At 55.2% G+C, this 22,189-nt stretch carries 23 protein-coding genes; 10 read left to right on the forward strand and 13 right to left on the reverse strand.

From position 1 onward, the window contains the following. Window positions 1-123: 123 nt before the first annotated feature. The 6 genes from cpxP (at window position 124) to AFL22_RS16540 (ending at window position 5,625) form a co-directional block, all read left to right on the forward strand. Window positions 124-633, forward strand: coding sequence for a cell-envelope stress modulator CpxP (cpxP, locus tag AFL22_RS16515; RefSeq protein ID WP_010258214.1), 510 nt, complete (start codon window positions 124-126; stop codon window positions 631-633). A 455-nt stretch (window positions 634-1,088) separates the two neighbouring features. After that, window positions 1,089-1,244 (forward strand): KGG domain-containing protein, encoded by a 156-nt coding sequence (locus AFL22_RS16520; protein ID WP_010258211.1) that lies wholly within the window; start codon window positions 1,089-1,091, stop codon window positions 1,242-1,244. Between the two features lie 239 nt (window positions 1,245-1,483). Continuing rightward, complete coding sequence (gene fieF, locus AFL22_RS16525; RefSeq protein WP_010258208.1) at window positions 1,484-2,386, forward strand: CDF family cation-efflux transporter FieF; 903 nt, start codon at window positions 1,484-1,486, stop codon at window positions 2,384-2,386. A 207-nt stretch (window positions 2,387-2,593) separates the two neighbouring features. Next, entirely contained in the window at window positions 2,594-3,556 is a 963-nt protein-coding gene (gene pfkA / locus AFL22_RS16530) for a 6-phosphofructokinase (protein ID WP_003851263.1), read from the forward strand. Between the two features lie 143 nt (window positions 3,557-3,699). Further along, on the forward strand, window positions 3,700-4,689 hold the full coding sequence (locus tag AFL22_RS16535; RefSeq protein WP_010258203.1) for a sulfate ABC transporter substrate-binding protein: 990 nt from the start codon (window positions 3,700-3,702) through the stop codon (window positions 4,687-4,689). A gap of 162 nt (window positions 4,690-4,851) precedes the next feature. Next, entirely contained in the window at window positions 4,852-5,625 is a 774-nt protein-coding gene (locus AFL22_RS16540) for a CDP-diacylglycerol diphosphatase (protein ID WP_052271780.1), read from the forward strand. Between the two features lie 27 nt (window positions 5,626-5,652). On the opposite strand, the gene tpiA is transcribed toward AFL22_RS16540, so the two are convergent. Both tpiA and AFL22_RS16550 read right to left on the reverse strand, forming a co-directional pair. Further along, window positions 5,653-6,420, reverse strand: coding sequence for a triose-phosphate isomerase (gene tpiA / locus AFL22_RS16545; protein WP_010258199.1), 768 nt, complete (start codon window positions 6,418-6,420; stop codon window positions 5,653-5,655). 120 nt (window positions 6,421-6,540) lie between these two features. Then, window positions 6,541-7,131, reverse strand: coding sequence for a DUF1454 family protein (locus AFL22_RS16550; protein ID WP_033759209.1), 591 nt, complete (start codon window positions 7,129-7,131; stop codon window positions 6,541-6,543). Between the two features lie 98 nt (window positions 7,132-7,229). On the opposite strand from AFL22_RS16550, the gene AFL22_RS16555 reads away from it, so the two are divergent. Beyond that, window positions 7,230-7,664 carry a DUF805 domain-containing protein gene (locus AFL22_RS16555; RefSeq protein ID WP_010258192.1) on the forward strand — a complete coding sequence of 145 codons (435 nt, stop codon included), beginning with the start codon at window positions 7,230-7,232 and terminating at the stop codon, window positions 7,662-7,664. On the opposite strand, the gene fpr is transcribed toward AFL22_RS16555, so the two are convergent. After that, entirely contained in the window at window positions 7,655-8,401 is a 747-nt protein-coding gene (fpr, locus tag AFL22_RS16560; protein WP_033773140.1) for a ferredoxin--NADP(+) reductase, read from the reverse strand. The genes AFL22_RS16555 and fpr overlap by 10 nt on opposite strands. Before the next feature lie 273 nt (window positions 8,402-8,674). Here fpr and emrD point away from each other — a divergent pair, with 273 nt between their 5' ends. Continuing rightward, entirely contained in the window at window positions 8,675-9,868 is a 1,194-nt protein-coding gene (gene emrD / locus AFL22_RS16565) for a multidrug efflux MFS transporter EmrD (RefSeq protein WP_022624918.1), read from the forward strand. Here emrD and glpX read toward each other — a convergent pair. From glpX to AFL22_RS16580, 3 genes are all read right to left on the reverse strand, one after another. Beyond that, a complete protein-coding gene (gene glpX / locus AFL22_RS16570; RefSeq protein ID WP_052271781.1) occupies window positions 9,858-10,868 on the reverse strand; it encodes a class II fructose-bisphosphatase in 1,011 nt (336 codons plus the stop codon). The genes emrD and glpX overlap by 11 nt on opposite strands. A gap of 96 nt (window positions 10,869-10,964) precedes the next feature. After that, the gene (gene glpK, locus AFL22_RS16575) at window positions 10,965-12,476 is read right to left on the reverse strand and encodes a glycerol kinase GlpK (protein ID WP_010672072.1); all 1,512 of its coding nucleotides are present in this window, start codon (window positions 12,474-12,476) and stop codon (window positions 10,965-10,967) included. Window positions 12,477-12,506: 30 nt separating this feature from the next. Beyond that, the gene (locus AFL22_RS16580) at window positions 12,507-13,361 is read right to left on the reverse strand and encodes an MIP/aquaporin family protein (protein WP_010258182.1); all 855 of its coding nucleotides are present in this window, start codon (window positions 13,359-13,361) and stop codon (window positions 12,507-12,509) included. A 405-nt stretch (window positions 13,362-13,766) separates the two neighbouring features. On the opposite strand from AFL22_RS16580, the gene zapB reads away from it, so the two are divergent. Next, window positions 13,767-14,006 carry a cell division protein ZapB gene (gene zapB / locus AFL22_RS16585; RefSeq protein WP_003851242.1) on the forward strand — a complete coding sequence of 80 codons (240 nt, stop codon included), beginning with the start codon at window positions 13,767-13,769 and terminating at the stop codon, window positions 14,004-14,006. Window positions 14,007-14,059: 53 nt separating this feature from the next. Here zapB and rraA read toward each other — a convergent pair whose 3' ends face one another. The 6 genes from rraA to priA form a co-directional block, all read right to left on the reverse strand. Then, window positions 14,060-14,545: a ribonuclease E activity regulator RraA gene (rraA, locus tag AFL22_RS16590; protein ID WP_009088032.1), complete on the reverse strand. Its 486-nt coding sequence runs from the start codon at window positions 14,543-14,545 to the stop codon at window positions 14,060-14,062. A gap of 158 nt (window positions 14,546-14,703) precedes the next feature. Further along, window positions 14,704-16,041: an HslU--HslV peptidase ATPase subunit gene (gene hslU / locus AFL22_RS16595; protein WP_031591847.1), complete on the reverse strand. Its 1,338-nt coding sequence runs from the start codon at window positions 16,039-16,041 to the stop codon at window positions 14,704-14,706. Window positions 16,042-16,051: 10 nt separating this feature from the next. Next, complete coding sequence (hslV, locus tag AFL22_RS16600) at window positions 16,052-16,582, reverse strand: ATP-dependent protease subunit HslV (protein WP_010258174.1); 531 nt, start codon at window positions 16,580-16,582, stop codon at window positions 16,052-16,054. A gap of 88 nt (window positions 16,583-16,670) precedes the next feature. Continuing rightward, window positions 16,671-17,672 carry a cell division protein FtsN gene (ftsN, locus tag AFL22_RS16605; protein WP_052271782.1) on the reverse strand — a complete coding sequence of 334 codons (1,002 nt, stop codon included), beginning with the start codon at window positions 17,670-17,672 and terminating at the stop codon, window positions 16,671-16,673. A gap of 152 nt (window positions 17,673-17,824) precedes the next feature. Next, complete coding sequence (gene cytR, locus AFL22_RS16610; protein ID WP_010672069.1) at window positions 17,825-18,862, reverse strand: DNA-binding transcriptional regulator CytR; 1,038 nt, start codon at window positions 18,860-18,862, stop codon at window positions 17,825-17,827. A gap of 164 nt (window positions 18,863-19,026) precedes the next feature. Beyond that, on the reverse strand, window positions 19,027-21,222 hold the full coding sequence (gene priA / locus AFL22_RS16615; RefSeq protein ID WP_010258167.1) for a primosomal protein N': 2,196 nt from the start codon (window positions 21,220-21,222) through the stop codon (window positions 19,027-19,029). A gap of 225 nt (window positions 21,223-21,447) precedes the next feature. On the opposite strand from priA, the gene rpmE reads away from it, so the two are divergent. Further along, window positions 21,448-21,663: a 50S ribosomal protein L31 gene (gene rpmE, locus AFL22_RS16620; RefSeq protein WP_003851227.1), complete on the forward strand. Its 216-nt coding sequence runs from the start codon at window positions 21,448-21,450 to the stop codon at window positions 21,661-21,663. A 79-nt stretch (window positions 21,664-21,742) separates the two neighbouring features. Here the strand turns inward: rpmE and metJ are convergent, their stop codons facing one another. After that, a complete protein-coding gene (gene metJ, locus AFL22_RS16625; protein ID WP_009088019.1) occupies window positions 21,743-22,060 on the reverse strand; it encodes a met regulon transcriptional regulator MetJ in 318 nt (105 codons plus the stop codon). Window positions 22,061-22,189: the final 129 nt, after the last annotated feature.

Raw genomic sequence — 22,189 nt, forward strand, 5'->3', positions numbered from 1 at the left:
ACCGTGTTCCTGGCGCACCTATCCATCGCTTTACGTAGTTTTACACCCCCTGACGGATGTTTGCAGCTGTCGCCGTACACTGGCTCTCGTTGAATCGCAAAACGGAACGAACTGGAGTACACGATGCGCAAATTAACCGCCGTCGTCCTTGCCTCAGCGATGGCTCTGAGTGTCGCCAGCGCAGGTGCTAAAGATGCGACGACGATTGACGAGATGCATCATGGCGGATTGCCGACAGGCAGTATGACGCAAAATCCGCAAAGCCACATGTTCGATGGCATCGAGCTGACTGAAGAGCAACGTCAGCAGATGCGTGACCTGATGCAACAGGCCCGACATGAGCGCCCGGTCGTCCATATTGACGATATCGCAGCACTACATGAGTTAGTGACTGCAGACCAGTTTAACGAAGCGGCCATCCGCGAGAAGGCGGAAGTGATCGCCAGAGTTCAGGTTGAACAGCAGGTCGAGATGGCGCGCGTACAGAATCAAATGTTCCAGCTGCTAACGCCAGCCCAGCAGTCGGCGTTACAGCAGAATTACCAGCGGCGACTTAATGAGCTGCGACAGTTTTCGAATTTGCAGTCAGCGTCATCGCTGCAGGCAGTGAGTAGTACCAGCAGTAACCAGTAACATAGTATCCCTGTTTTCCTTGCCATAGACACATCCCTGTCTTCCCCCGCCATGATGGTGGGGGTTTTTTTTATCTTTTTTTCACTTTTTTTATTTTGACTGGAATCATCACTCCGCAATAAAACCTTTGTTTGATTAGCGCTTGTTGAGCTTTTATGGGTAAGTCTCACCGATTCCTTACTATTCAGGTCATGACTTAAATTTAAGCGTACCGGTAAGGGTTTGACCGCCTGTTAAATATTATAACTCACTGAAAGTGAATGAATTACAGGCAGGTATAGAAAGCTTTAATTATATTTTTCAATGAGATAAATCCCCCGCGTTACGCTTGCCGGTTCAGGCGCACCCTCTACACTTAATCCTGTCACTGCAGGGAAGTTAAGTGTCTTTGCGAAGTCTCAGGGAGCAGCAACCACATTATGTAGTCCTGAATGAATCTATTAACGGAGTAAGTTATGGCAGAGCATCGTGGTGGTTCAGGTAATTTCGCAGATAATCCGCAAAAAGCGTCTGAAGCCGGTAAGAAAGGCGGCCAGAGTAGCGGCGGCGGAAATTTCAAAAACGATCGTGAAAAAGCATCAGAAGCCGGGAAAAAAGGCGGCAAAAAGTAGTCGCCGCCCCTTTCTCAGCCCAGACCTGGGCCTGAATGTGGCCTGGTACTGATGTGTATGACACTTTGCCCCGACCTCCCACAGAGGCCGGGGCTTGTTTTTTTGTACCTGTCGCGCCTTCCCAAAAAAGCCTGATCCGTTGATCGACCCGCTAAGCAGTGCCCGCCTCCCGATGTTAAACTTGAGCCATTCATTCATTTTGGTGCGCATCTTCACTGATGCCGCACAGGGAACCTGGCATGCAACCCTCTTATGGCCGACTGGTAAAGCGTGCTGCGCTCGGCGCGACCATTCTTGCGTCTGTGCTGTTGCTCGTGAAAATTTTTGCCTGGTGGTACACCGGTTCGGTGAGTTTACTGGCCTCTCTGGTGGATTCACTGGTGGATATCGCCGCCTCGCTGACCAATCTGCTGGTGGTGCGTTATGCACTGCAGCCCGCTGACGAAGATCATACTTTCGGGCACGGCAAAGCGGAGTCGCTGGCAGCGCTGGCGCAAAGTATGTTTATTTCCGGCTCGGCGCTGTTTCTGTTTCTGACCGGCCTGCAGCATCTGGCGACGCCCAATGAGTTGCGGGCGCCCGGCGTCGGTATTGTAGTGACCGTGGTGGCGCTGAGCTCAACGCTGGTGCTGGTGGCCTTTCAGCGCTGGGTGGTTCGTAAAACCCGCAGCCAGGCGATCAGGGCTGACATGCTGCACTATCAGTCCGACGTCATCATGAATGGCGCTATTTTGGTTGCGCTGGTGCTGAGCAGCTATGGCTTTGCCCGGGCGGATGCCCTGTTTGCGCTGGGCATTGGTATTTTTATTCTCTACAGCGCACTGCGTATGGGCTACGAGGCGGTTCAGTCATTGCTGGATCGCGCGTTACCGGAAGAGGAACGGCAGCAAATCCTGACGCTTGCGACAAACTGGCCGCAGGTGCAGGGCGTTCACGATCTGCGAACCCGTCAGTCCGGGCCGACCAAATTTATTCAGCTGCATCTGGAACTGGAAGATCAGCTGCCACTGGTGCAGGCGCATCGGGTAGCCGATCAGGTTGAGAAGGCGTTACGCAAAGAATTTCCCGGGTCAGACGTAATTATCCATCAGGATCCCTGTTCTGTGGTACCGTTCGAGAGAGAGGATTCTTTAGGTTTTTAACTTAAATGAATCAAATCGATACGGCAGGGATGACGTAACGCTAACATTGCTGCAAAAAATAGTGAAAAGTTGTCTGACCTGAATCAATTCAGCAGCAAGCCTTTGATATACTATCTGCCATCACGTGTCGCGCGAGTCGTAAAATGAGCTTCAGCAGCGATCGACAGGCAGGATTAACCCTTAGTTTTGAACAATCCAGAGGTTGTCATGATCAAAAAAATTGGTGTATTAACCAGCGGCGGTGACGCCCCAGGCATGAACGCAGCTATTCGTGGCGTGGTGCGTTCCGCGCTGAGTGAAGGACTGGAAGTTTTTGGGATCTATGACGGTTACCTGGGATTGTACGAAGATCGCATGATCAATCTTGATCGCTACAGCGTTTCCGACATGATTAACCGCGGCGGCACTTTCCTGGGCTCAGCACGCTTCCCTGAATTCCGTAATGAAGATGTGCGTCAGGTTGCCATTGAGAACATGAAAAAGCGCGGCATTGATGCGCTGGTTGTTATTGGTGGTGACGGTTCCTACATGGGGGCTAAGCGCCTGACTGAAATGGGCTTCCCGTGCATTGGTCTGCCAGGCACCATCGATAACGACGTTGCCGGAACGGATTACACTATCGGTTATTTCACTGCGCTGGAAACTGTGGTTGAAGCGATTGACCGCCTGCGTGATACCTCTTCATCGCATCAGCGTATTTCGATTGTGGAAGTGATGGGTCGCTACTGTGGCGATCTGACACTGGCGGCCGCCATTGCGGGTGGCTGTGAGTTCATCGTACTGCCTGAGTTCCCGTATACCCGTGAAGAGCTGGTAGCGGAAATCAAAGCGGGCATCGCCAAAGGTAAAAAGCACGCTATCGTGGCGATTACCGAGCACATCTGCGATATCGACGATCTGGCGCGTTTCATCGAAACAGAAACCAAGCGTGAAACCCGTTCTACCGTTCTGGGCCACATTCAGCGTGGCGGTGCACCTTGTGCGTATGACCGTATTCTGGCCTCACGCATGGGGGCCTACTCCATTGAACTGCTGATGCAGGGTTACGGCGGCCGTTGCGTCGGTATTCAGAACGAGAAGATGGTGCATCACGACATCGTCGACGCCATTGAAAATATGAAGCGTCCGTTCAAACGCGACTGGCTCGACACCGCGAAAAAACTCTATTAATTCCTCTTCGGGGTGTGCGACCTGGCGCGCCCCGGCATCCCGCCTCTATATTCCCCATGGTTATAACAGCTTATTTTTAATTCCTTTAGCTCTGTATTGGTTTATGTCACGCTTAGCCCATAACGACATTGGGAGAGTGCGTAATGAACAAGTGGAGTATCGGCGTTACCCTGTTGCTGGCCTCAACCAGCGTTCTGGCGAAAGACATTCAGCTGTTAAACGTTTCCTACGATCCAACCCGTGAGCTGTACGAACAGTACAATAAAGCGTTCAGTGCACACTACAAACAGGAAACCGGCGATAATGTCGTGGTCCGTCAGTCGCATGGCGGTTCCGGTAAGCAGGCGACCTCCGTGATTAACGGCATTCGGGCGGATGTGGTCACACTGGCGTTGCAATCAGATGTTGATGCCATTGCAGAACGCGGTCGTATTGATAAAAACTGGATTCAGCGTCTGCCGGACAACTCTGCGCCCTACACCTCGACCATTGTCTTCCTGGTTCGTAAAGATAACCCTAAAGGCATCCATGACTGGAGCGACCTGACGAAGCCAGGCGTATCTGTTATCACCCCTAACCCGAAAACGTCCGGCGGCGCACGCTGGAACTATCTGGCGGCCTGGGGCTGGGCGCTGGATCATAACAACGGCGATCAGGCTAAAGCGCTGGCTTACGTCAGAGCGCTGTTTAAAAACGTTGAAGTGCAGGATTCCGGCGCACGCGGCGCAACCAACACCTTCGTTGAGCGCGGGATTGGTGATGTGCTGATCGCCTGGGAAAACGAAGCCTATCTGGCGGTTAACAAGCTGGGCAAAGACAAGTTCGAGATTGTCACTCCGAGCGAATCGATTCTGGCGGAACCGACCGTGTCGGTGGTCGATAAAGTGGTAGATGAAAAGGGGACGCGTAAAGTCGCCGACGCTTATCTGAAATACCTCTACTCGCCAGAAGGCCAGACTATCGCTGCACAGAACTACTACCGTCCGCGTGATGCTGAAGTCGCGAAGAAATTCGCCAGCACCTTTGCGCCAGTGAAGCTGTTTACCATTCAGGACAAGTTTGGTGGCTGGACACAGGCTCAGAAAGCCCACTTCGCCGATGGCGGCAGCTATGACCAGGTCATGAAACCGTAATGCGCTGCGGTCAGCGCATCCCTGTGCTGACCGCTTATCTCCCACAACCACGCCTTTTCTCCTTCTCCGCCCAGCCGCTGGGTTACCTGCCAGAATTCCCCGTGACATTTTTTTCTCGCCAGGCGAGGATGCAGGCTGCTAAGCCATTCAGGAAGCGTTGTTATGCCGACACATCGTCGTGCAACCCGCCTGGTTGCGGTTCTGCTGGTACTGGTCATTGCGGGGATGCTGGCTGCCGCACTGCATTTCAAAAAGAACAGTGATGCGTTGTGGCAGATCGTCAGCGAGAAATGTCTGCCTCACCAGCAGAGTGGTGGAGAACCTGCGCCCTGTCAGCGCGTCGATCAGCGGCATCGCTATGCCATGCTGAAAGATATGCACGGGCTGTTGCAGTATCTGCTGATCCCGCTCGACAGGATCACCGGCATCGAAAGCCCGCGGTTACTGCAATCCGCTACGCCCAACTACTTTGCCCTTGCATGGAATGAGCGGACTCTGCTTGCGCAGCGACGCGGCTCACCTATTGACGATCGGGTCCTGTCACTGGCTATCAATTCACAGTATGGCCGCACGCAGAATCAGCTCCATATTCATATCTCCTGCCTGCGACCCGATGTGCGTCAGCAGCTTGATCAGCTGACGCCGCAGCTTAGCGGGCGGTGGCAGAGCATCACGCTGCGTAAGCACCGCTACTGGCTGCGTGCATTGACCCCGGACGAGCTGACCCGGCAGAGTGCGTTTATCCGACTGGCCGATGAGCGGCCACAGGCACGCAGCGAGATGGGGAAATATGGGCTGGCACTGGCTGAATTAAGTGATGGACGACTGGTGCTGATGGCGATAGAGCGAAACTGGCTGCTGCTGAACAGCGGTTCGGCGGAGGAGGTACAGGATCACGCCTGTCAGCTGATAGCGCCCATAAAAAAGGCGGCTTAAGCCGCCTTTAATCGGTACGTTTACTGCTTAGGCGCTTTTTGCAGCCGCTGCAGCTTTAACGATCACAGCGAAAGCGTCCGCTTTCAGTGAGGCACCGCCAACCAGCGCGCCATCGATGTCGGGCTGGGTGAAGAGCTCAGCCGCATTTTTATCGTTAACTGAGCCGCCGTACTGAATGATGACCTGTTCTGCGATAGCCGCATCTTTCTTCGCGATATGGTCACGAATGAATTTGTGAACGGCCTGAGCCTGAGCAGGGGTGGCAGATTTGCCGGTACCGATGGCCCAGACTGGCTCATACGCGATGACCGCATCTTTAAACGCTTCGGCGCCCTGAGTTTCCAGAACGGCATCCAGCTGACGAGCGCAGACTTCTTCGGTTTTACCCGCTTCGTTTTCCGCTTCGGTTTCACCAATGCACAGCACCGGTACCAGGCCCACTGACTTCAGCACCGCGTATTTCTTCGCGATGAATTCGTCGCTCTCTTTGTGGTAAGTGCGGCGCTCTGAGTGACCGATAATGATATATTTCGCGCCGATATCTTTCAGCATCTCTGCGGAAACTTCACCGGTAAACGCACCAGACAGGTTAACGTCTACGTTCTGCGCACCCAGTGCGATGTGGCTACCGGAGATGGCGTGTTTTGCCTGCTCGAGATAGAGAGCTGGCGGTGCAATGGCGACGCCACAACCCTCAACGCCAGACAGTTCCTTGCGCAGACCGGCGATCAGTTCAGCTGTGATCTGCTTGCTGCCATTCAACTTCCAGTTACCCATAACCAGTGGATGTCGCATTCTATCCTCCGCATAAAGCGATACATGAAAAATCGCTGCCAGCTGGCAGCGTTGTCTGCCAGACAGTATAGAGATCAAATGTAGCGATGGCTTTGCTTTTCGTCATTTTCGGCCTCATCATCAGGGGCTGGCGAGCGCCAGTTTGACCGGCTCAACGGCGAAGGTCAGCCCCTTGTCGCCGTTGTCAGCCACCACAAAACGCAACGCGCCCTCGACCTGCGCAAAGTAGGGTAAATCCTTACCTTGCTTCAGCAAACCCTCCAGCTTTTTACGTCCCTCATCGGCGCTCAGTCCCGGTACAAAGAAGCGCAACATGGCGGTCATGTAGGCCAGCGCTTTTTGCTGTGAGGCGTTCTGATCCGGACCTGGCAACGGTAGCCAGGTAATCTGCAGCGTCTTAATTTTGCCGGTACCGGGCTCCAGCGCGGTAGACGCATAGAGGGTCTCGTTGATTTTGCTGGCGGCGCGCGTCAGGGTGCTTTTGTCGCCCCGATTATCAATGGCGCGATATTCCGGCAGCATCAGCGCCCCGTTGGCCTGATTATACTTTTCGCGGAACTGGCCGATAGTCATATCAAAGGTGGGGGCGCCCGCCAGCAGATAGGGGGCGGTGGGCAACGCATCGGTCCGTTCCTGCGGTGGCGGATCGGCGGCAAAGACCGGAACCGTCAGCGCAAACGATAACAGCAGTGCGCCAGGCAAATTCTTCATTTTGTCGATCCTAACCCGTAAACTCAGGCGCAAATTAAAACGGTTTTTATCCGCAAGGTCAAAACCGCAGCGGTTCTCTTCTCTCTGGATGATAATGCATGACGTTACAACAATGGTGTTTTTCCTGGCGCGGCCGGCTGGGACGACGTGATTTCTGGATCTGGCAGGCGGTCTGGTTGCTGACAACAACCCTGTTATTCGCGTTAGCGGCTAACGACTGGCTTGATACTCAGATGGCGGCCTTTGGCGTGGTCTGCCTGCTGTGGCCCGCCAGCGCGGTTATCGTTAAACGGTTGCACGATCGTAATCGCCGCGGCTACTGGGGATTTCTGGTGATTGTTGCCTGGCTGTTGGTGGCGGGGAACTGGAGCATGCTGGACGGCATACTGCCCTGGCTGTTGGGTCGCGCCATTCCGTTTGTGTTACTGGCTGGCCTGCTGCTCGATCTCGGTCTCTTTCGCGGTACCCCCGGCGCTAACCGGTTTGGTACCGCGACTCAGCCGGTGAGATACCGGCAAACGGCTCACCAGTAATGTTCGCTGGTGATATGGCCCGGCTTACGCTTCAGGTGCTTGCGCATCTCGCGCGTCTCTTTCAGTAATTGCTGGGTGTCACGCACCATCTGCGGGTTGCCGCACAGCATCACATGGCTGCTGTCGGCATCCAGGCTTAACCCGGTGGCGCGCTCCAGCTCACCGTTTTCGATCAACGCCGGGACCCGGCCAGTCAGCGAACCGGCGATCTCTTCGCGACTCACCACCGTCTGGATGTGCAGCTTGCCTTGATAATGTTGTTGCAGTTGCTGCATCAGCGGCAAAAAGCTCAGATCGGCCGCATAGCGTGCAGCATGGACCAGCACGATGTTTTCAAAGCGATCCAGCCCTTCGCCCTGCTGTAGCATCGACAGGTAGGGGCCAATAGCGGTGCCGGTTGCCAGCATCCATAAGGTTTTGCATTCAGGGACCTCATCCAGCACAAAGAATCCTGCCGCTTCTTTGGTGACCATCACCTGATCGCCAGGCTGAAGTGCCTGCAGATGCGGACTCAGTTTGCCCTCTGGCACGGTGACCAGGTAAAACTCCAGCAGATCATCTTTCGGCGCATTGACGTAAGAGTAAGCGCGCTGTACCCGCTCACCGTCGATTTCCAGTGCCAGCTTGGCAAATTGCCCGGCGATAAAGGGATCGATGGGCGCTTTTACCCGGAGACTGAACAGCGCATCCGTCCAGTTTTTCACTTCCTTTACTTCAGCATTGACCCACTCAGCCATAATCACTCCCTGGTTGTTGATTATTCAGGCAGGTCACTATTTTCGCGGCTGCCCGGTGAGATTGCCAGCCTGCGCCGGGGCAAAGGCTCTAATCGACAAACTGTTACTTTGTCTTTACAGGCTGGCCCATAAACTTGACAGGCGCAAGCCGGGACCTTTTCGCTTACCTCTCGCTTTGTCATCTAATCCTGATATTTTGCCCGCCATAACAAGATGACTGGCGGGTGAACCGCTGTTTTAACCTCTTTTCACAGAAAGAAATTTTGCATAATCATGATGACTAAACTCGAAAATCGCCCGCTGCTGGTGATGCTCATTGTGCTGGTGGCAGTAGGGCAGATGGCACAGACTATCTACGTCCCGGCGATGTCGGTGATGGCGGATGCTCTGAATGTGCGGGATGGCGCGCTGCAGCGTGTGATGGCGGCCTATCTGATGACCTATGGCGGATCCCAGCTGATCTATGGCCCGCTGTCAGACAGCATCGGTCGTCGTCCGGTGATCCTGGCGGGCATGATGATCTTTATGATCGGCGCAATTACGGCACTGATGGCGACGTCGCTCGATATGCTGGTGTTCGGCAGCGCTGTTCAGGGACTGGGCACCGGCGTAGCTGGCGTGATGGCCCGCACCATGCCGCGCGATCTCTACGAGGGGCACGCACTGCGCCGCGCTAACAGCCTGCTTAATATGGGCATTCTGGTCAGCCCGCTGCTGGCGCCGGTGATTGGTGCATTGCTGACGCAGCTCTTTGGCTGGCACGCCTGCTTTGCCTTTCTGCTGCTGCTCTGTCTGGCGGTAACCGTCTCAATGGCACGCTGGCTACCGGAGACCCGACCGCAGAGCGCGGAAGTGACACCTTTCTTTAAACGCTACGCCCGCCTGCTCAGCGACGCGAATTTCGTTCGCTACATTGTGCTGCTGATTGGCGCGCTGGCCGGGATTGCGGTATTTGAGTCGAGCTGTGGCGTTCTGCTGGGCGGCGTTCTCGGCCTGCACAGCCTGACCGTCAGCATCCTGTTCATCCTGCCGATTCCGGCAGCGTTTTTTGGTGCCTGGTTTGCAGGTCGCGAGCAGGGTTCATGGCACAGTCTGATGTGGTGGGGCGTAAATAGCTGCCTGCTGGCGGGCATCCTGATGTGGATCCCGGCGTGGTTCGGCGTGATGAATATCTGGACGCTGCTGGTTCCGGCTGCGCTGTTCTTCTTTGGGGCTGGCATGCTGTTCCCGCTGGCGACTTCAGGCGCGATGGAGCCTTATGCCTGGCTGGCGGGTAGCGCGGGCGCGCTGATTGGCGGGATGCAGAACCTGGGATCGGGCCTGGTGGCGTGGCTGTCAGCCATGATGCCGCAGCGCGATCAGTTCAGCCTTGGCATGCTGATGTTCTTCACTGCGCTGGTGATGCTGCTCTGCTGGTTGCCGCTCTCACGTCAGCCGGAGCGCGGCAACCAGCCGGTTACAGGATAAAGGGATGGAGCGCCGGATCTTTACGGTCGAGATAGTGAATCGACTGAATACGGCGGATGGTGCGTGATTTACCGCGAATCAGCAGGGTCTCGCTGGTGGCGATATTGCCCTGACGCGTAATGCCTTTCAGTAGTTCGCCACTGGTAATGCCGGTGGCGGCAAACACCACGTTGTCATTGCGTGCCATCTCATTCAGCGTCAGCTTTTTGCCCGCTTCAATCCCCATCTCTGCGCAGCGCTGCAGCTCCTGCTCACCCAGCAGACGGTTTTCAGCGCTGTCGCCTTTCACGTGGTGACGCGCCAGTAACCGGCCCTGCATATCCCCATCCAGCGCGCGGATCACCGCCGCAGAGACCACGCCTTCCGGTGCGCCGCCGATGCCATACATCACATCCACTTCGCTGTCCGGCATGCAGGTCAGAATGGAGGCGGCGACATCGCCATCCGGGAAGGTAAACACCCGCACGCCCAGTTGCTGCAACTGACTGATCACTGCGTCATGACGTGGCTTTGCCAGAATCGATACGGTTAGCTGTGATAGCGGCTTATTCATCGCGATGGCGATGTTACGCAGGTTGGTTTCCAGCGGCAGGTCGAGATCGATCTCTCCACGCGCTGCGGGGCCAACAATCAGCTTCTCCATGTACATGTCGGGTGCGTGCAGAAAGCTGCCCTTATCGCCTACAGCCATCACCGCCAGCGCATTAGCCTGGCCAAGCGCCGTCATGCGGGTGCCTTCAATCGGATCGACCGCAATGTCGACCGCATCGCCGCGGCCGGTACCGACTTTTTCACCGATATAGAGCATCGGAGCTTCGTCGATTTCGCCTTCACCGATCACAATCTGACCGTTGATTTCAATGGAGTTCAGGACATGACGCATGGCATGGACAGCCGCGCCGTCAGCCGCATTTTTGTCGCCGCGTCCTAACCAGTGATAGCCTGCCAGGGCGGCAGCTTCGGTTACGCGGGAAAATTCAATGGCAAGTTCTCGTTTCATGGCATCTACCTGACAAAAAACAGGCAGGCAGTGTAACACAGCGAGGCAGTGGAGCGGGGAAAAGGCCCGCGACAGCAAGGGTCGCGGGCATTGATATTACTCTTGTTCTTCCCACGCCTGGGCGCGGGCTACGGCTTTTTTCCAGCCAGCATAACGGAAGTTACGCTCGGTGGTTTCCAGGCTTGGACGGAATTCACGCTCAATAACCGCTTTAGAGCGGACTTCATCCAGATCCTGCCAGAAGCCGACGGCCAGACCTGCCAGATAAGCAGAACCCAGCGCGGTGACTTCACGCACTTCCGGACGCTCAACACGGGTGCCGAGGATGTCAGACTGAAACTGCATCAGGAAGTTGTTGGAAACCGCGCCACCATCGACACGCAGCGCCTGCAGGCGGGTGTTGGCATCGTTCTGCATCGCTTCCAGCACGTCGCGCGTCTGATAAGCGATAGACTCCAGCGTCGCACGGATGATGTGGTTAGCATTAGCACCACGGGTCAGGCCGAAGATAGCACCACGGGCATACGGGTCCCAGTAAGGGGCGCCCAGGCCGGTGAAAGCAGGCACCATGTAAACGCCGTTGGTGTCTTTCACTTTCATCGCAAAATATTCAGAGTCAGCAGCTTCACTGATCAGCTTCATCTCATCGCGCAGCCACTGAATAGAGGCGCCACCGATAAACACAGCCCCTTCCAGTGCATAGTTCACTTCACCGCGCGGGCCACAGGCGATAGTGGTCAGCAGGCCGTGCGTCGAGGTTACCGCTTCAGTACCGGTGTTCATCAGCATAAAGCAGCCGGTGCCGTAGGTGTTTTTCGCCATGCCAGGCTGAACACAGAGCTGGCCATACAGCGCAGCCTGCTGGTCACCGGCAATACCGGCGATTGGAATACGTGTACCGCCTTTACCACCGATGTTGGTCTGACCATAGACTTCAGAAGAGGACTTCACTTCTGGCAGCATTTCACGCGGGATATCCAGGATATCCAGCATACGCTGATCCCACTCCAGCTTATGGATGTTAAACATCATGGTACGGGAGGCGTTGGTATAGTCGGTGATATGCACCCGGCCCTGGGTCATTTTCCAGACCAGCCAGGTATCAACGGTACCAAACAGCAACTCGCCGCGTTTTGCACGCTCACGAGAGCCTTCAACGTGATCCAGGATCCACTTCACTTTGGTTCCGGAGAAGTAAGGGTTAATCACCAGACCGGTGGTGTGCTGGATATACTCTTCCAGACCCTCTTTCTTCAGTTTGTGACAGTAGTCGGCGGTGCGGGGATCCTGCCAGACGATGGCGTTGTAGATCGGCTTACCGGTCTCTTTTTCCCAGACGATAGCGGTTTCGCGCTGGTTGGTGATACCGATTGCCGCAATCTCATCAGAGCGGATGTCGGCATGGGCCAGCACTTCAACCAGCGTTGAGCTTTGTGAAGCCCAGATATCCATTGGATCATGTTCAACCCAGCCCGCTTTCGGGTAGATCTGGGTGAATTCGCGCTGCGATACCGCGACGATATTAGAGTCGTGGTCGAGAACGACGGCGCGGGAGCTGGTTGTGCCCTGATCGAGCGCGACAATATATTTTTTATCTGTGGTAGTCATAAATTCTGTCCTGATGATAAAAGGTGAAACTTACGCTTTACGCTGCTGAGCGCGTGCAACCGGTTTGTCTGCTGGAACGCTTGCAGGTTCCTGGGCGGTACCTGGCAGGTAGCGACCAATCAGTGTGCGATAACCTACTGCACCCAGGCAGGCACCGACCAGCGGGCCAAAAATCGGCACGAGGAAGTAAGGGATGTCACGACCACCGGTAAAGGCAACGTTACCCCAGCCTGCCAGCCATGCGAAGATCTTCGGTCCGAAATCACGAGCCGGGTTAAGGGCGAAGCCGGTCAGAGGACCCATTGAGCCACCGATAACCGCAACCAGCAGGCCAATCAGCAGTGGAGCCAGTGGGCCACGTGGAATGCCGTTGCCGTCATCCGTCAGACCCATAATGACCGCCATTAATACTGCAGTGATGACCATCTCAACCAGGAAGGCCTGGCCGACACCGATATGTGGATTAGGGTAGGTTGAGAAGATGCCTGCCAGGTCGAGACTTTCAACCGTGCCGCGCACCATCTGGTGGCTCTGCTCATAATCAAAAAACAGGCTGTAGTAGAGACCGTATACCAGCGCCGCGGCACAAAAGGCACCGGCAATCTGCGATACGATATAAGGCAGAACTTTACGTCCTTCAAAATTAGCAAACAGGCAGAGTGCAACGGTGATTGCCGGGTTCAGGTGCGCGCCCGAAATGCCTGCGGTAAGGTAGGCGGCCATGGAAACGCCAAGACCCCAGATGATGCAGATTTCCCACTGACCGAAGGCGGCACCGGCGAGTTTCAGTGCAGCCACACAGCCTGCGCCAAAGAAAATAATCAAGCCTGTCCCCAGAAATTCGGCAATACACTGACCTTTGAGCGTGTTAGTTGTCTGACTCATAATAGTGGTTCCTGAAGCGAGGTTAAATTTTATCAGTTTTTGTTCTCATTCCATGAGGCACCCAGCTTTAATGTAGGGCTGGTGTGAATTTATCGTTAACGAACATAAACGAGAAATAGCGAAATCGTTTTTTGTGTACTGCGTCATAAAAATGCGCGTTTTCGCGTATTCTGGCTTTCCTTAGCCAATATTCGCGCCTGATGACGGGGATAACGCACCCGTACCAGAAAGCCGTCACAGTAAGCGCAGCGTAAATTCAGGGATTGGCTGAAAAGTGTTACAGACTACGCCCGCAGCGGCCGCGTTGCTGGACTTGCGGGGTGAGGCTACATACAATCGGGACAACGTTGCTGGCTTAAGCTGGCATCATCAACGCCTTGCAGGAATTTAGGAGAGGTCAGAAAGATGTCATTTGAAGTGTTTGAGAAACTGGAAGCGAAAGTACAGCAGGCGATTGATACCATCACCCTGTTGCAGATGGAAATCGAAGAGCTGAAAGAGCAGAACAACTCACTGCGTAACGATGCGCAACAAGTCGCGGGCAACCACGATGCGCTGATGCGTGAAAATCAGCACCTGAAAGAAGAGCAACACGTGTGGCAGGAACGTCTGCGTGCATTGCTGGGAAAAATGGAAGAGGTTTGAAGCCTCAGCTGATGTGAAAAACGGGTGCTCAGGCACCCGTTTTCATGTCTGGCCTATTCGAGGTCCAGCGCATCCTCTGACAGAATGATACCGGTGTTGTCTGCATAGAGATGGTCGCCGGAGAAGAAGGTGACGCCGCCGAAATTAACGCGCACATCGCTTTCGCCAATCCCTTCACCCGCAGCGCCTGCCGGAATCGCGGCAATCGCCTGAATGCCAATCTCCAGCTCTTCCAGCTCATCAACCTGGCGTACCGAACCGTAAATCACCAGACCTTCCCACTCGTTGGTTGCCGCCAGACGTGCCAGCTGCGCATCCACCAGTGCACGGCGCACTGAGCCGCCGCCATCAATCACCAGTACCCGACCCCGGCCATTCTCTTCCAGCAGATCGTAAAGTAAGCCGTTGTCTTCAAAGCATTTCACTGTGGTAATCTGACCACCGAATGAAGTGCGCCCACCAAAATTTGAAAAAAGCGGTTCAACAACATTCACTTCTTCATGGTAGATATCGCAGAGTTCAGATGTATCGTATTTCATAAGGGTTTCGTCTGTTTGCCACAGGAAGGGTAAGTATATCGCTATATGCAGATTGTTGGCAAAATCATCAGTATGAAAAAAGCATCGTTCGATCAAGAACATGCATAAAAAAGCCCAGCCGGGTGGGCTGGGCTTCTGAAAAGCGCTGAATCAGTGGATCAGAGAATGAAGCGGCTAAGGTCTTCGTCAGCCACCAGTTCATCCAGATGTTTACCGACATAGTCAGCATCGATGGTAACGGATTCACCATGACGATCGCTGGCGTCATACGAAATATCTTCCATCAGACGCTCCAGCACAGTATGCAGACGGCGCGCACCGATGTTTTCGGTGGTTTCGTTGACCTGCCATGCGGCTTCAGCGATCCGGCGAATACCCTCTTCGGTGAACTCAATGTTCACGCCCTCGGTATTCATCAGCGCTTTGTACTGCACGGTAATCGAGGCATTTGGCTCGGTCAGGATGCGCTGGAAATCGTTCACGGTCAGCGCCTGCAGCTCAACACGGATGGGCAGACGACCCTGCAGTTCCGGGATCAGATCGGATGGGCTGGCAACCTGGAACGCGCCTGAGGCGATAAACAGAATGTGGTCCGTTTTCACCATACCATGCTTGGTGGAGACGGTGCAGCCTTCCACCAGCGGCAGCAGGTCGCGCTGAACGCCTTCGCGTGAGACATCCGGGCCGCCGGCATTCTGGCCGCCGCGCTTACAGATTTTGTCGATCTCATCGATAAACACGATACCGTGCTGCTCAACGGCATCAATCGCGTCCTGCTTAAGCTCTTCCGGGTTAACCAGTTTGGCCGCTTCTTCTTCGATCAGCAGCTTCATCGCTTCTTTGATCTTCAGCTTGCGGGCTTTCTGCTTCTGGCCGCCGAGGTTCTGGAACATCGACTGCAGCTGGCTGGTCATCTCTTCCATGCCCGGAGGGGCCATGATTTCGACGCCAGGGCTGCTGGCGGCCAGGTCGATCTCAATCTCTTTATCGTCCAGCTGGCCTTCGCGCAGCTTTTTGCGGAACGACTGGCGTGCTGCAGAGGGTTCAGCGCTCTGCTCTGACTGGCCCCAGTTGTTTTTTGCTGGTGGAATCAGCACATCAAGAATGCGCTCTTCCGCCATCTCTTCGGCACGATATTTGTTCTTTTCAATCGCCTGACTGCGCACCATCTTAATGGCCGAATCGGTCAGGTCACGAATGATAGAGTCCACTTCCTTACCGACATAACCGACTTCGGTAAATTTGGTCGCCTCTACTTTGATAAACGGCGCATTGGCCAGCTTAGCCAGACGACGCGCGATCTCGGTTTTACCGACACCGGTCGGACCGATCATCAGGATATTTTTAGGGGTCACTTCATGGCGCAGCTCTTCGTCGAGCTGCATGCGGCGCCAGCGGTTACGCAGTGCAATAGCCACGGCGCGCTTAGCGCTGTCCTGGCCGATGATAAAGCGGTTCAGTTCGCTGACGATTTCGCGAGGAGTCATCTCAGACATATTTATACCCTTACGACTTAGACGTTAATTCTTCGAAATTAACGTTGTGGTTAGTGTAGATGCAGATATCACCCGCGATATTCAGCGACTTTTCGACGATGTCGCGTGCGCCCATCTCGGTATTTTCCAGCAGCGCACGTGCCGCTGCCTGGGCGAAAGGCCCACCGGAGCCGATGGCGATCAAATCGTTTTCAGGCTGGATGACGTCACCGTTACCGCTGATGATCAGTGAAGCTGATTCATCTGCGACGGCCAGTAAGGCTTCAAGGCGACGCAGCATACGGTCAGTACGCCAGTCTTTGGCGAGTTCCACCGCAGCTTTCACCAGATGGCCCTGATGCATTTCCAGTTTACGTTCGAAAAGTTCAAACAGGGTGAAGGCGTCTGCGGTGCCGCCAGCAAATCCGGCAATCACTTTATCGTTGTATAAACGACGCACTTTTTTAACGTTGCCTTTCATCACGGTATTGCCGAGCGTAGCCTGGCCATCACCGCCAATCACTACCTGGCCGTTGCGTCGTACACTTACTATTGTTGTCACGGGCAGACCCCTTGTTGCAGTCGGAAAAGGACTCCGCGCACCGGGCGCGGAGTATCATGCAACAGATATGGGGCGGGTTTGACGGGTTTCAACCCCCGACGGAGAGCGGAATACAGCTGGAGTGTCCGGAACTGCGCAGGCGCTTCAGGGTGCTGTCAGCGGAGGCGCGGTCTTTATAAGGACCGATAACCACACGATTCCAGCCGCCACCGGTGGTAATACGGCTTTCAAATCCTTCAAAGGCTAATCCTGCGCGCACCGATTCAGCCTGGTCAGTGCCTTTAAACGAACCACACTGCACCATCCAGCGCTGCGAAGAGGATTTCTCCGCCGGTTTCGCCTTCACGGTATCCTGCGGTTTTGACTGCACTTCCGGTTCACGCGTAACAGGTGCTGGCTGCGTCTGGCGCTGTACGTTTTGCTGCTGCTGCTGCTGCTGCTGCTGACGTTGCTGTTGTTGTAATTGCTGCTGTTGCTGGCGCTGTTGTTGTTGCTGCAACTGCTGCTGGCGTTGCTGTTGCTGCTGAGCCTGCAACTGCTGACGTTGCTGCTGAACCTGTTGCTGCTGCTGTTGTTGCTGAACCTGCTGCTGCTGACGTTGCAGTTGTTGCAACTGCTGCTGATGCTGCAGTGTCTGCTGACGTTGCGCCGGCGTCTGTTCGTTCCACGGCACTTCGTTGAGCTGCGTCGGCTGCTGACGCATATCCGCCTGCATCTGCTCCAGCAACTGGCGCTGCTCGTCGGTCAGCTGTGTCTGCGACTTCACTTCGCCACCCGAAGAGGGTTCGATAGGTGTCGGCACGGTGACCTGACGGTTCTCCAGCTCTTTAATATATTTCCAGCGCTCTTCTGGCTTCGGCGGCAGGCCATTGCCGTTGGCTTTATGATCCGTAATGACCGGCACGTCCTCTTTTTTGTGATGCGCCAGGAACCATAAACCACCGGCAAAGGTCACCAACACTGCGACCGCCAGTACAATCATCAATTTAGATGTTCCCGAACCGCCTTTGCTCTTCTTGCCACGGCTGGGGCTTTTTTTGCGACGCGTCCCTGTTGAACGCCCGCGGCCTACGTAATCTTTTTGTGCCACTCTCGTTCTTATACCCTTCAAAAATAGTGCCAGATGGGCGAAATGATGATTTTTACGCGCCCGGCAAGGAGTCCGCCATGTTACTTAAGGGTCGGAACTTTGACCAGCAGTGTTCGCCTTAAGAATCTACTGAAAAAATCAGACAAATACGCTTATTTTTCACGCTTTTTTGCTCGCGCCGTGCTGCCACGAATGGTTAAACCGGCATCCAGCAGCCGCGATCCGCTGATGACCCGTTTGCCATTTAACTCATCCAGCAGCAGAAGCATCGCTTCCCGGCCTATCTGGTAACGTGGCTGCGTGACCGTGGTCAGCGGCGGCTCGCAGTAACGTGATAGCTCAATGTCATCGAATCCGACCACAGAGAGGTCCTCCGGTATCCGCAGTCCGCAGCGCCGGGCCTGATTCATCGCCCCAAGTGCCATAATATCGCTGTGGCAGAAGAGCGCGCGCGGCGGTTGCGGCAGGGTCATCAGCTGATTCATGGCGGCAACGCCCGCTTCAAATGTGAAGTCACCGCGCACAATATAGGTAGGATCGACCGTCAGCCCGCTGCGACGCATCGCCTGGACATACCCCTGCAAACGATACTGGCAGAGCGGCATCTCTTCCGGCCCGGCGATACAGGCGATATGTGTGTGACCCAACTGCAGTAAATGATTTACCGCTTCAAATGCGGCGGTCAGGTTATCGATGTGGACAGTGGGCAGTGACATTTCCGGCGCAAACTCATTCGCCATTACCATAGGCGGCAAGTTGCGTTGCTCATCAATGCTGGCATCAAAAGGCAACTTTGAGCCGAGCAGCACCATGCCATCGATCTGTCGCGTCACCATCAGGTTGAGAAAAGTTCTCTCCTGCTGATTCTGATGCGCGCAGTCACCAATCAGCACCAGATAGCCCTCTTCGGCTGCCGTAACTTCAACGCCTCGGATGATTTCACTAAAGAAGGGATCGCAGATGTCAGGGACAATGACCAGGATGGTACGCGTCTCATTACGACGGGCGTTGCGCGTGGGGCCATGTGCCGCGTAGCCGACGGCGGCAACCGCCTGCTCGACTTTCTGGCGGGTGGCCGCAGAAACCTTCTCCGGATTCATCAGCGCACGCGATACGGTGGCGGTTGAGACGCCCGCATGTTCCGCAACATCTTTCATCGTGGCGGCGGGCGGTTGTTGATTCTGCTCCAACACATGCTCCTGACGCGTTATGGCGCGTTCAATTCTGTTTCTGCCTGACCTGAAGGCAAACCGGGCAACATTGTTAACGATTGCCCGGCTGGTTGTTACTTAATTTGCATAAAAATTGTGACTTATGCGACATTTTTCGATCTGGCTCGCAGTGTCAGCTTAAATCAGCTCTCGGTAGGGTCGATATCCAGCGTCCATTTCACTTTGCGCGCCGCGGGCAGTGTTGAAACCAACGGCAACGAACTGCTCAGCAACTGTTGCAGACGCTGCCGGGAAGGATGCTGCAGCAGCAGTTGCCAGCGCCAGCGTCCACTGCGTTTTGGCTGCAGTGCAGGCAACGGACCCATAAACCACATCGCCTTATCGTTCAGCGGGCTTGCCTCCAGCAAATTACGGAGTTGTTGCAGGAATTCCGCCGCCTGCTGGTTATCCATATCTTCAGCGCGGAACAGCGCATGGCGGCTCCAGGGCGGCAGATGGACTGCCTGTCGCTCCAGTAAGGCCTGCTGGGCGAACGCTGAATAGCCCTGGTGCAACAGCGTCTGCAGCAGCGGATGTTCCGGATGGTGAGTCTGCAGCAACACCTCGCCCTGTTTGCCGGCACGGCCAGCACGACCGGCGACCTGGGTGTAGAGCTGAGCGAAGCGTTCCGCCGCACGAAAATCGGCTGAGAACAGCGCACCATCGACATCCAGCAGCGACACCAGCGTAACATCGGGGAAGTGGTGGCCTTTGGCCAGCATCTGGGTGCCGACAAGGATTCGTGCGCCGCCGCGATGAACGTCAGCCAGATGCTGCTCCAGCGCACCTTTGCGGCTGGTGGTATCACGATCGATTCGCGACACCGGCACGCCAGGGAAAAGTGTGCCGAGCTGCTGCTCCAGTTGCTCAGTCCCGACGCCTACCGGCAGCAAATGGGTTGAACCACACTGCGGGCATTGATTAGGCAGCGGACGCTGGCTGTCGCAATGGTGGCAGCGTAGCTGGCGATGGTGCTGATGCAGCGTGTAGTAGCGGTCACAGCGGGTACACTCAGCAATCCAGCCGCAATCATGACAGAGCAGGGCGGGCGAAAAGCCGCGGCGGTTAAGAAACAGCAGCACCTGATTATCGGCCTGCAGATGCTGGCGCATTTTACCAATCAGGCCCGGTGCCAGACCGCCGATCAGCTGCACACCTTTTAAGTCGATAAGCTGTTGCAGTGCCGGTCTGGCATTGCCGGCGCGTTTTGTCAGGTCGAGCTGGCGATACTTGCCGCTGCGGACATTGTGCAGCGTCTCCAGAGCAGGTGTCGCCGATCCCATAACAATCGGGATATCCTCTTCATGTGCGCGGAAGACGGCCAGATCGCGCGCCTGATAGCGCCAGCCTTCCTGCTGTTTATAGGAGCTGTCATGCTCTTCATCGATAATAATTACGCCAGGACGGGCCAGTGGCGTAAACAGCGCCGATCGGGTGCCAATCACAATCGCCGTTTCGCCGCGCCGCGCACGTAACCAGACCGCCAGCCGCTCACTGTCATTTAATGCGGAGTGCAGCACATCAATGGGCGCATCAAAACGTTCGCGAAAACGGGCGATAGTTTGCGGGGTCAGGCCAATCTCCGGTACCAGCACCAGCGCCTGTTTACCGCGTGCCAGCACATTTTCCAGCACGCTGAGGTAAACCTCGGTTTTGCCTGAACCCGTGATGCCCGCCAGCAGCCAGGCTGCGTAATGTTCATCATCTGCCCGAATCGCACCCACGGCCATCGCCTGATCGGTATTCAGCCGCAGACGTTCGCCTTTTACGGCATAAGTGGTACGCCAGTCGTGCATCTGCGGCTGATGCTCATGCAGTTCGCATAACCCTTTAGCGCGCAGCGCCTGCAGCGTCGCATCCGTGAGGTCATGTTCACTGACCTGATGACGATAAAGCGGTTGCTGCCGCAGTGCAGCCAGCGCCTGCTGCTGTTTCGGTGCCCGCTTTAAACTTTCCGGCGCAGTCGCCCGACCCTGCTCGGTGATTTCCCAGCGCCATAAGGGATTGTCCTGCGCCGCTTTGCCCTGACGCAGCAGTACCGGAATAGCATGGCTCAGTACCTCTCCCTGCGGCGAATGATAATAGCTGGCGGCCCAGTTAAGGATGCGCCACAGCGATGCTGGATAGAGGGATTCACTATCCAGCACCTCAATCACGCGCTTGAGTTGTGCTTCCGGCAGATCGCTGCTCTCACGAAAGGCGACCACAATCCCGATCATCCTGCGATTGCCAAAGGGCACACTCACGCGACCACCAATGACCGGCTGCGCGCCCTGTGGCGGCAGATAATCAAACAGGCGGGGCAAGGGGACGGGCAGGGCGACCTGGACTACGGGCATAACTCTCTCTTTCCGGCTCAATGATCGGGGAAGCTAGTGTACACGCTGACCCTGATGGCGGGTATCTCAGCAGATATTTGCAGCAATCGAAACTTACCTGTATAATATGCCGCCTTCGGTGAGAAATATCTGGCCGGAGTACACCCTATAATGTTCAATCGCGTGTGGTGCTGTGCAGGTTAAAGCCTGGCACGGAGAGCGACACGGCCTTCAATGAGGTTTCCCATGAAACAAGGTATTCACCCGAAATACGAAGCAGTTACTATCAAATGTACCTGCGGCAACGAGATCCACACCCGTTCAACACTGACTCACGAACTGAACCTGGACGTTTGTGGCAAATGCCACCCGTTCTATACCGGTAAGCAGCGTGAAGTGGCAACTGGTGGCCGTGTTGACCGCTTTAACAAGCGTTTCAGCGTGCCAGGCGCTAAAAAATAAGATTAAAAGGCACCTGAACCTGCGGGTTCGGCGGCAAGAAAAAACCCAGCTTCGGCTGGGTTTTTTTATGGCTGAAAGATCAATACTCCCAGGTATCCGGATCGACACCCATCTGGCGCATGATTGCTTTTGCTTCTTCCGGAATTTCATCACTACGCTCTTTGCGCAGGTCGACGTCATCCGGCAGCGGTTGGCCCGTAAAGGCATGTAAAAAGGCTTCGCAAAGCAGCTCGCTGTTGGTGGCGTGACGCAGGTTGTTCACCTGACGACGGGTACGCTCATCCGTTAAAATCTTCAGCACGCTCAATGGGATAGATACTGTGATCTTCTTGACCTGCTCGCTCTTCTTACCGTGCTCAGCGTACGGGCTGATATATTCGCCGTTCCATTCAGCCATGGGTTACCTTAATTAATAAACGTTAAATGTTAGGAAATCAGCGGATTATGCCTGATTTTTTCCTGCCTGACCCCTGATATGGCGGGTTTTCTTCGCTCACTGCCTCTGTCTCACAGAGGGGAACGCCAG

The organism is Pantoea sp. CFSAN033090 (assembly GCF_001264395.1).
In the GTDB taxonomy this organism is placed as follows: Bacteria; Pseudomonadota; Gammaproteobacteria; order Enterobacterales; family Enterobacteriaceae; genus Pantoea; species Pantoea agglomerans.

What these genes read in the sequence shown, in the direction of transcription:
- glpK (WP_010672072.1), bottom strand. Translation starts at nt 12,476, where the DNA reads ATGACTACCACAGATAAAAAATATATTGTCGCGCTCGATCAGGGCACA.
- glpX (WP_052271781.1), bottom strand. Translation starts at nt 10,868, where the DNA reads ATGAAACGAGAACTTGCCATTGAATTTTCCCGCGTAACCGAAGCTGCC.
- cpxP (WP_010258214.1), top strand. Translation starts at nt 124, where the DNA reads ATGCGCAAATTAACCGCCGTCGTCCTTGCCTCAGCGATGGCTCTGAGT.
- metJ (WP_009088019.1), bottom strand. Translation starts at nt 22,060, where the DNA reads ATGGCTGAATGGAACGGCGAATATATCAGCCCGTACGCTGAGCACGGT.
- AFL22_RS16580 (WP_010258182.1), bottom strand. Translation starts at nt 13,361, where the DNA reads ATGAGTCAGACAACTAACACGCTCAAAGGTCAGTGTATTGCCGAATTT.
- rraA (WP_009088032.1), bottom strand. Translation starts at nt 14,545, where the DNA reads ATGAAATACGATACATCTGAACTCTGCGATATCTACCATGAAGAAGTG.
- emrD (WP_022624918.1), top strand. Translation starts at nt 8,675, where the DNA reads ATGATGACTAAACTCGAAAATCGCCCGCTGCTGGTGATGCTCATTGTG.
- fpr (WP_033773140.1), bottom strand. Translation starts at nt 8,401, where the DNA reads ATGGCTGAGTGGGTCAATGCTGAAGTAAAGGAAGTGAAAAACTGGACG.
- pfkA (WP_003851263.1), top strand. Translation starts at nt 2,594, where the DNA reads ATGATCAAAAAAATTGGTGTATTAACCAGCGGCGGTGACGCCCCAGGC.
- tpiA (WP_010258199.1), bottom strand. Translation starts at nt 6,420, where the DNA reads ATGCGACATCCACTGGTTATGGGTAACTGGAAGTTGAATGGCAGCAAG.
- AFL22_RS16555 (WP_010258192.1), top strand. Translation starts at nt 7,230, where the DNA reads ATGACGTTACAACAATGGTGTTTTTCCTGGCGCGGCCGGCTGGGACGA.
- hslU (WP_031591847.1), bottom strand. Translation starts at nt 16,041, where the DNA reads ATGTCTGAGATGACTCCTCGCGAAATCGTCAGCGAACTGAACCGCTTT.
- fieF (WP_010258208.1), top strand. Translation starts at nt 1,484, where the DNA reads ATGCAACCCTCTTATGGCCGACTGGTAAAGCGTGCTGCGCTCGGCGCG.
- priA (WP_010258167.1), bottom strand. Translation starts at nt 21,222, where the DNA reads ATGCCCGTAGTCCAGGTCGCCCTGCCCGTCCCCTTGCCCCGCCTGTTT.
- AFL22_RS16540 (WP_052271780.1), top strand. Translation starts at nt 4,852, where the DNA reads ATGCCGACACATCGTCGTGCAACCCGCCTGGTTGCGGTTCTGCTGGTA.
- rpmE (WP_003851227.1), top strand. Translation starts at nt 21,448, where the DNA reads ATGAAACAAGGTATTCACCCGAAATACGAAGCAGTTACTATCAAATGT.
- AFL22_RS16550 (WP_033759209.1), bottom strand. Translation starts at nt 7,131, where the DNA reads ATGAAGAATTTGCCTGGCGCACTGCTGTTATCGTTTGCGCTGACGGTT.
- AFL22_RS16535 (WP_010258203.1), top strand. Translation starts at nt 3,700, where the DNA reads ATGAACAAGTGGAGTATCGGCGTTACCCTGTTGCTGGCCTCAACCAGC.
- zapB (WP_003851242.1), top strand. Translation starts at nt 13,767, where the DNA reads ATGTCATTTGAAGTGTTTGAGAAACTGGAAGCGAAAGTACAGCAGGCG.
- AFL22_RS16520 (WP_010258211.1), top strand. Translation starts at nt 1,089, where the DNA reads ATGGCAGAGCATCGTGGTGGTTCAGGTAATTTCGCAGATAATCCGCAA.